The following is a 6,942-nucleotide window of genomic DNA, read 5'->3' as shown; positions in this document are numbered from 1 at the left end:
GTGCAGGCGTCTTGGCACAGGCGGGCGGATGTGGGCAACTGCGAAGAGAATGTCGTGCTATAGACCTGAGGGACGACAGCCGCTAATTTCCAACTTTCCCATGAGGTCCGACATGCTCAAGCTCTACTACGCCACCGGCACCTGCGCGCTCGCCACCTACATCACCCTGGAAGAGGCCGGCGCCGACTACACGGCCGAGCGGTTGAGCTTCAAGGACAATCAGCAGAACAGTCCGGACTATCTCGCGATCAACCCGAAGGGCCGCGTGCCGGCGCTGGTGACCGACCGCGGTGTCCTGACCGAGACGCCGGCGATGCTGGCTTATCTCGCGCAGACCTTCCCCAAGGCGAAGCTCGCGCCGCTCGACGATCCCTTCGACTTCGCTCAGGTGCAGTCGTTCAACTCCTATCTCTGCTCGACCGCGCACATCAACCATGCGCACAAGATGCGCGGCGCGCGCTGGGCGACGCAGGAGAGCTCGTTCGCCGACATGAAGGCGATGATCCCGAAGACCATGGGCGCCTGCTTCTCCCTGATCGAACAGAAGATGTTCAAAGGACCGTGGGTGATGGGCGATCAGTTCACGATCTGCGATCCCTACCTCCACACGCTTTCGCTCTGGCTCGAAGGCGACAGCGTCGACATCAACGCGACACCGAAGATCGCCGATCATTTCAAGCGGATGTCCGACCGGCCCGCCGTGCGCAAGGTGATGGACGCGCAGAAGGCGTGAGGTTCTCGTAGGGTGGGCAAAGGCGCAAAGCGCCGTGCCCACCATCTTTCCGCGCTCCGAAAGAAGTGGTGGGCACGCTTCGCTTTGCCCACCCTACGAGAACTGTCCAGCCTTCCGCTTCTCCAACTCGCGCCCCGTCTCCAGCATCAGCCGCCGCAGCCAGATCGATCCCGGGTCCATCTGCGCCCGCGTCGGATGGAACATGAACTGCTCGTCGATGCCGGGGTCGAGCGGCGGCATCACCGTGACGAGGCCGAGTTGCTTCGACAGCGCCGCGATCAGCCGGCGCGGCACAAAGGCGACGAGGTCGGTGCGGGCGGTGACGTGCAGCGCTTCGAGATAGCCCGACACGACCAGTGAAATGTGCCGCTCGATGCCCTTGGTCCGCAGCCAGGTGTCGATCAGATCCTCACTGCCGCCGCGGATGATCACGCCGACATGGCGTGCGGCCAGGAAGGCCTCGCGCCGCTTCAGCTTGGCGCCCACGGGATGGCCGCGCCGCACCGCCAGCGCGTCGACGTCGGTGTAGAGCAACTGGCGGTGAAAGCCTTTGAAAGCGTTGCCGATCGAGATCACCAGATCGATGGTGCGGGCGAACTCGGCGTGGAAGATCGACGACCCCCGCCACGGCACGACGTCGATGCGGACGTTGGGTGCGGCCTGCGTGACCTTCTCCATCAAGGGCGGCATCAACAGCTCGACCGCGAGATCCGGCATCATCAGGCGGAATTGCCGCTCGCTGCGCGCGGCGTCGAAGTCGTCGGGTATGAACAGCCCGCGCACCTGGTCGAGTGCCTGGGCCAGCGGCGCGCGCAGGGCCTGCGCCCGCGGCGTCAGCTCCATCCGTGCGCCGGTGCGCACCAGCAGCGGATCGCCGAAAATATCGCGCAGGCGCTGGAGCGCGTGGCTCGCGGCCGGCTGCGACAGGCCGATCCTTAAAGCCGCGCGGCTGACATTGGCCTCGCGCAGCAGGGCGTCGAGCGCGGTCAGAAGATTGAGGTCAAGCGAATTCAAATTCATGAGGCGAATAGATATCATATTCGCTATCGATTTGAAGAATTCTCATTCCGCAGCGATGATCTCCGCGATGTCACCGCACGGAGATGCCGCCATGAGCACGAGCGCCAACAAGAAACTGATCCAGGATATCTTTGCCGCCTCCGCCAATCCCGATCCGGCCGTGCGCGATCGCGCGCTGTTCGCCGCAAGCCTTGCCGATGACGCCAAATGGGTCGTGACCGGCCAGTATTCCTGGTCGCGCACTTTCGCGGGAAAGGAGGCGATCATGAATGACTTGCACGGCTATGTGCGCACCCGCCTTCGCGACCGGACGCGCACGGTTGCCGAGCGCTTCATCGCCGACGGCGATATCGTCGCGGTGGAAGCCAAGGGCGACAACGTCACCCGCGAGGGCGTGCGCTACGACAATGACTATTGCCTGGTGTTCCGTCTGGAGGATGGGAAGATCAAGGAGATCAGGGAGTATTGCGACTCGGTCCTGACCGAGAAGGCGCTGGGGCCGTTTCCGCAAACGGCGGTGAGGGCTGCGAGCTGAGCCGCCCAACAAACGTTCATCCGGGCAACGCGTGCAGCGGCCTGCATGCCACTGCGGGCCTCGCGCCAAAACCTTGCGCAACGGGCTTATAAAATCAGCAGATTTCGCGCGCGCCGACACGGGCGCGCGCGAGAAATCGGAAGGTTCAATTAAGAAGTGTCCCCCATTGTGTCGCGGTGCAGCGTGAGTCGCCAAGGTGCAACGCGCGGCTGCCAGGGTGGCCGGTGACGATTGCCGGACGAATTCGGCCGCTCGAATTCACATGCTTCTGGGTGGACAGTGGGAATGCCGAAGTTTCGTTTGCGGATCAGGGGACGCCTGTACGCAGGCTTCATGGCCTTGGTGGCGGTTGGTCTCGTGATGGCGGTGGTCGCCGTCTGGAATTTGCGGGCGGTGCAGGACCAGGTCGCAAAGGCCTCGGCGTTTTCGGACAGCACCGCGCGGGTCCTCGAGATCTCGACCCATCTCCAGGCGATCCAGCGGGCCAATCTGCGCTACATTTACGACGCCAACGAACCTGCGATGCGGGAGGCCTCGGAACGGGAGGCGGCTGCGACCGAGCTGTTGAAGGTCGGCGCCAAGGGGACCCTGTCCGAGGAGCGGCGAAATCTCTATAATGGTCTCGTCGACGACATCTCGAAAATGAAGACCCTGCGCGACAATCTCGGCGACGCCGTCAACGAGGCGAGAACCGGCAAGGCGACGCTGCTGCCGAGCGGCGACGAGCTGACCGTCAAGATGGGCAAGCTGGTCGATGCGGCGCGCGCATCCGCTGATGAAGACACCGCGGCCCTCGTCGCAGACCTCGAATCCAGGCTCCTTCTTGTTCAGATCGCAAACTGGCGTTTCCTGGCCTTGCGCGACACCAAGGGGCCGGCGAATTTCAGGACGAATGCGGACAGGGCCGCGCAACGGCTCACTGCGCTCGAAAAGAGCCCACAGGCGGCGGAATTGCGCGCCACGCTCGCACCGGTGAAGACCCAGCTCGGAATTTACAAATCGGCGTTCGAGACAACGTCGGCCGCGATGCTTCAGGCCGACGAGATCTACCACAAGAACCTCGCGCCTCTCATCGTCGAGAGTATCGGCAAGCTCAAGGTTGCCGAGATCGCCCTGAAGAAGGATTACAAGGAATCACGCGCCAGCGCCGACGCCGTGCTCGACGGCACGACGTCGGTTCAGGAGATCGCAGGCGGCCTCGCCACCCTGTTCGGATTGATCGTCGCTGTCCTGATTGCCCGCAGCATCGTTGGTCCGTTGACCTCGATGACACGCGCGATGGGGGCGTTGGCCGGCGGCAATCTCGAGATCGAGATCCCCGGGCGTGGCAAAGCCGACGAGATCGGCGACATGGCCAAGGCGATCCAGGTGTTCAAGGACAACATGGTCGACACCGAGCGCCTGCGCCACGAGCAGACCGAGCTCGAGGCGCGGCAGGCTGAGAGCCGCAAGGCCGACATGGTCAGGCTCGCCGATCAGTTCGAGCAGGCGGTCGGCGAGATCGTCGACACCGTGTCCTCGGCGTCCAGCGAGCTCGAAGCGTCTGCCGGCACACTGACCACGACCGCCTCGCGTGCGCAGGATCTGTCGACCGAGGTCGCCAGCGCCTCTCAGGAGGCTTCAGCCAACGTGCAGGCGGTGGCGTCGGCCACCGAAGAGCTCTCCTCCTCGGTCAGCGAGATCGCCCGTCAGGTGCAGGAATCTGCCCGCATCGCCATCGAGGCCGTAGGCCAGGCCAGCAAGACCAACGACCGCGTCAGCGAGCTTTCCAAGGCCGCCGCCCGCATCGGCGACGTGGTCGAGCTGATCAGCACCATCGCGGGCCAGACCAATCTGCTGGCGCTGAACGCCACCATCGAGGCCGCGCGTGCGGGCGAGGCCGGCCGCGGCTTCGCCGTTGTTGCCTCCGAGGTGAAAGCGCTCGCCGAGCAGACCGCGAAGGCCACAGGCGAGATCGCGCAGCAGGTCTCCGGCATCCAGGCCGCAACGGAAGAGTCGGTCGGCTCGATCCGGGAGATCAGCAGCACCATCGGACGGCTGTCGGAGATTTCGTCGACGGTTGCCGCCGCCGTGGAAGAGCAGGGCGCCGCCACGCAGGAAATCTCCCGCAACGTCCAGCAGGCCGCCCACGGCACCCAGCGCGTCTCGACCAATATCGGCGACGTGCAGCGCGGCGCCTCGGAGACCGGCTCGGCATCATCGCAGGTGCTCTCGGCAGCGCGCTCGCTCTCGGCCGACAGCAACCGGCTGAAGCAAGAGGTCGCGAAGTTTCTGAACTCGGTCCACGCCGCCTGAGCGGCTCACCGCGCACGAAGGCGGCGGCGCGCCTCGGCGCGAGCCGTATGCCGGATAGTGTCGACTGCCACATTCTTATTCAGATGATGACAGATTTGGCGGTGCCGGCCGCGCTCACGACATCTATCGCGAAATCCACCGTAGTTGACGCGTGGGAATTGCAGCACTCAATTAACAAGTGTGTAGCATTGTGCCGTCGCGCAGCACGAATCGCCGAGAGGCGATCGCGGCTGCGTGGGCGATCGTTGCGATCTCGGGCGTCGCTCGGCCGCTCCGTCTCAGTTGCTGCACAATGGGGTGGACAGTGAAAATGCCGAGCTTGCGTTTGAGAATCCGGGGCCGTCTCTACCTCGGATTTTCGGTCCTTGTGGCCGTCAGTTTGATCATGGCCGCGGTCGCCGTCTGGAATTTGTGGGCGGTCCAGGGCCAGATGGCGCGACTATCCGCCCTGTCCGACAATACCGCGCGCGTCCAGGAAATTTCGATCCATCTCCAGGCCATCCGCCGCGCCAATCTGCGCTACATCTATGACGCCAACGAGCCGGCCTTCAAGGAGGCCGCGGAAAGGGAGGTTGCGACGACGGAGCTGCTGAAGGCCGCGGCCAAGTCGACGGTCTCCGAGGAGCGACTCAAGATCTACAATGGCCTGATGGGCGACCTCGAAAAGATGAAGCCCCTGCGCGAGCGCATGGGCGCTGCCGTCAACGAGACGACGAAAGGCAAGGCCACTCTGCTCGCCGGCGGAGACGAGCTGACCGCCAATACCGGCAAGCTGGTCGACGCTGCACGCGCGACCGGCGATACCAGCGTGACCGCCCCCGTCGCCGATCTCGAATCCAAGATCCTGCTGGTTCGTGTCGCAAACTGGCGCTTCCTCGCCGTCCGGGACGCAAAGGGGCCGGCGACGTTCAGGACCAATGTCGATCGGGCGCAGCTAGCGCTCAAGTCACTGGAGGGAGCCGGTCTGCCGGACGAGGTCAAGGCCGTGTTCGGGCCGATCAAGAGTTCACTTTCGACCTACAAGGCGGCCTTCGAGACGACCTCCGCCGCAATCCTCGAGGCCGATGAAATCTACCGCAATAGTATCGCGCCCCTGGTCTCTGCGAGCGTCGACAAGCTCAAGGTGGCGGAAACCGGATTGAAGGCCGACTACCAGACGTCGCGTGCGACCGCAGATGGTGTCATTGCCAGCACGACCTGGATTCAGGAAGTCGCAGGCGGCCTTACCGTCCTGTTCGGTGTCCTCGTCGCCTTCCTGATCGGCCGCAGTATTGCCGGGCCATTGGCTACCATGACCCGTGCGATGGGCGCGCTTGCCGGTGGCGATCTCAAGGTCGAGATTCCCGGTCGCGGCAATACCGACGAGATCGGCGACATGGCCAAGGCGATCCAGGTGTTCAAGGAGAGCATGGTCGAGACCGAACGGCTGCGCGACGAGCAGGCGGGGCTCGAGATGCGGCAGGCCGAGAGCCGCAAGGCCGATATGAGAAAGCTGGCCGGCGAATTCGAGCAGGCCGTGGGCGAGATCGTGGACACCGTGTCCTCAGCGTCGACCGAGCTCGAAGCCTCGGCGGGCACCCTGACCACGACGGCCGCGCGCGCCCGCGACCTGTCGACCGAGGTTGCCTCGGCCTCGCAAGAGGCTTCGGCCAACGTGCAAGCAGTTGCATCCGCGACCGAGGAGCTCTCCTCGTCGGTCAGCGAGATCGCGCGTCAGGTGCAGGAATCCGCCCGCATCGCGAGCGAGGCCGTGGTCCAGGCGAGCAGGACCAACGAACGCGTCGGCGAGCTCTCCAAGGCTGCCGCCCGTATCGGCGACGTGGTCGAGCTGATCAGCACCATCGCCGGCCAGACCAATCTGCTGGCGCTGAACGCAACGATCGAAGCGGCGCGCGCGGGCGAGGCCGGCCGCGGCTTTGCCGTCGTCGCCTCCGAGGTCAAGGCGCTCGCCGAGCAGACCGCGAAGGCCACCGGCGAGATCGCGCAGCAGGTCTCCAGCATCCAGGCCGCGACGGAGGAGTCGGTCGGCTCGATCCGGGAGATCAGCGGCACCATCGAGCGGCTGTCGGAGATTTCCTCGACGGTCGCAGCCGCCGTGGAAGAGCAGGGCGCGGCGACGCAGGAAATCTCCCGCAACGTCCAGCAGGCGGCCCAGGGCACGCAGCGGGTGTCGGCAAATATCGGCGACGTGCAGCTCGGTGCATCGGAGACCGGTTCGGCGTCCTCGCAGGTGCTGTCGTCGGCGCGCACGCTGTCGACCGACAGCAACCGCCTGAAGCTCGAGGTCAACAAGTTCCTGAACTCGGTGCGCACGGCCTGATCCGCGCCGGCGTCCTAAACGCAAAGGTCCACGCGCATG

5 protein-coding genes are annotated in these 6,942 nt (G+C 64.8%); 4 read left to right on the top strand and 1 reads right to left on the bottom strand.

Features of this window, described 5'->3' with window-relative positions; all coding sequences use genetic code 11:
* Positions 1-112 precede the first annotated feature (112 nt).
* Positions 113-733, top strand: a complete 621-nt coding sequence (locus tag UP06_RS20420) for a glutathione S-transferase family protein (RefSeq protein ID WP_045005211.1) — start codon at positions 113-115, stop codon at positions 731-733.
* A 93-nt stretch (positions 734-826) separates the two neighbouring features.
* On the opposite strand, the gene UP06_RS20415 is transcribed toward UP06_RS20420, so the two are convergent.
* Positions 827-1,753 carry a LysR family transcriptional regulator gene (locus UP06_RS20415; RefSeq protein WP_045005209.1) on the bottom strand — a complete coding sequence of 309 codons (927 nt, stop codon included), beginning with the start codon at positions 1,751-1,753 and terminating at the stop codon, positions 827-829.
* Between the two features lie 91 nt (positions 1,754-1,844).
* Between UP06_RS20415 and UP06_RS20410 the strand changes: the two genes are divergently transcribed.
* The 3 genes from UP06_RS20410 (at position 1,845) to UP06_RS20400 (ending at position 6,903) form a co-directional block, all read left to right on the top strand.
* The gene (locus tag UP06_RS20410) at positions 1,845-2,288 is read left to right on the top strand and encodes a nuclear transport factor 2 family protein (protein ID WP_045005311.1); all 444 of its coding nucleotides are present in this window, start codon (positions 1,845-1,847) and stop codon (positions 2,286-2,288) included.
* 285 nt (positions 2,289-2,573) lie between these two features.
* On the top strand, positions 2,574-4,583 hold the full coding sequence (locus UP06_RS20405) for a methyl-accepting chemotaxis protein (protein WP_045005207.1): 2,010 nt from the start codon (positions 2,574-2,576) through the stop codon (positions 4,581-4,583).
* A 310-nt stretch (positions 4,584-4,893) separates the two neighbouring features.
* On the top strand, positions 4,894-6,903 hold the full coding sequence (locus UP06_RS20400; protein WP_045005205.1) for a HAMP domain-containing methyl-accepting chemotaxis protein: 2,010 nt from the start codon (positions 4,894-4,896) through the stop codon (positions 6,901-6,903).
* The last annotated feature ends 39 nt before the right edge of the window (positions 6,904-6,942 follow it).

This window comes from Bradyrhizobium sp. LTSP857 (assembly GCF_000938285.1).
In the GTDB taxonomy this organism is placed as follows: domain Bacteria; phylum Pseudomonadota; class Alphaproteobacteria; order Rhizobiales; family Xanthobacteraceae; genus Bradyrhizobium.
The sequence above is the reverse complement of the archived record's forward strand: the minus strand, read 5'-3'. Positions and strand labels throughout refer to the sequence as shown.

What these genes read in the sequence shown, in the direction of transcription:
- UP06_RS20420 (WP_045005211.1), top strand. Translation starts at nt 113, where the DNA reads ATGCTCAAGCTCTACTACGCCACCGGCACCTGCGCGCTCGCCACCTAC.
- UP06_RS20415 (WP_045005209.1), bottom strand. Translation starts at nt 1,753, where the DNA reads ATGAATTTGAATTCGCTTGACCTCAATCTTCTGACCGCGCTCGACGCC.
- UP06_RS20410 (WP_045005311.1), top strand. Translation starts at nt 1,845, where the DNA reads ATGAGCACGAGCGCCAACAAGAAACTGATCCAGGATATCTTTGCCGCC.
- UP06_RS20405 (WP_045005207.1), top strand. Translation starts at nt 2,574, where the DNA reads ATGCCGAAGTTTCGTTTGCGGATCAGGGGACGCCTGTACGCAGGCTTC.
- UP06_RS20400 (WP_045005205.1), top strand. Translation starts at nt 4,894, where the DNA reads ATGCCGAGCTTGCGTTTGAGAATCCGGGGCCGTCTCTACCTCGGATTT.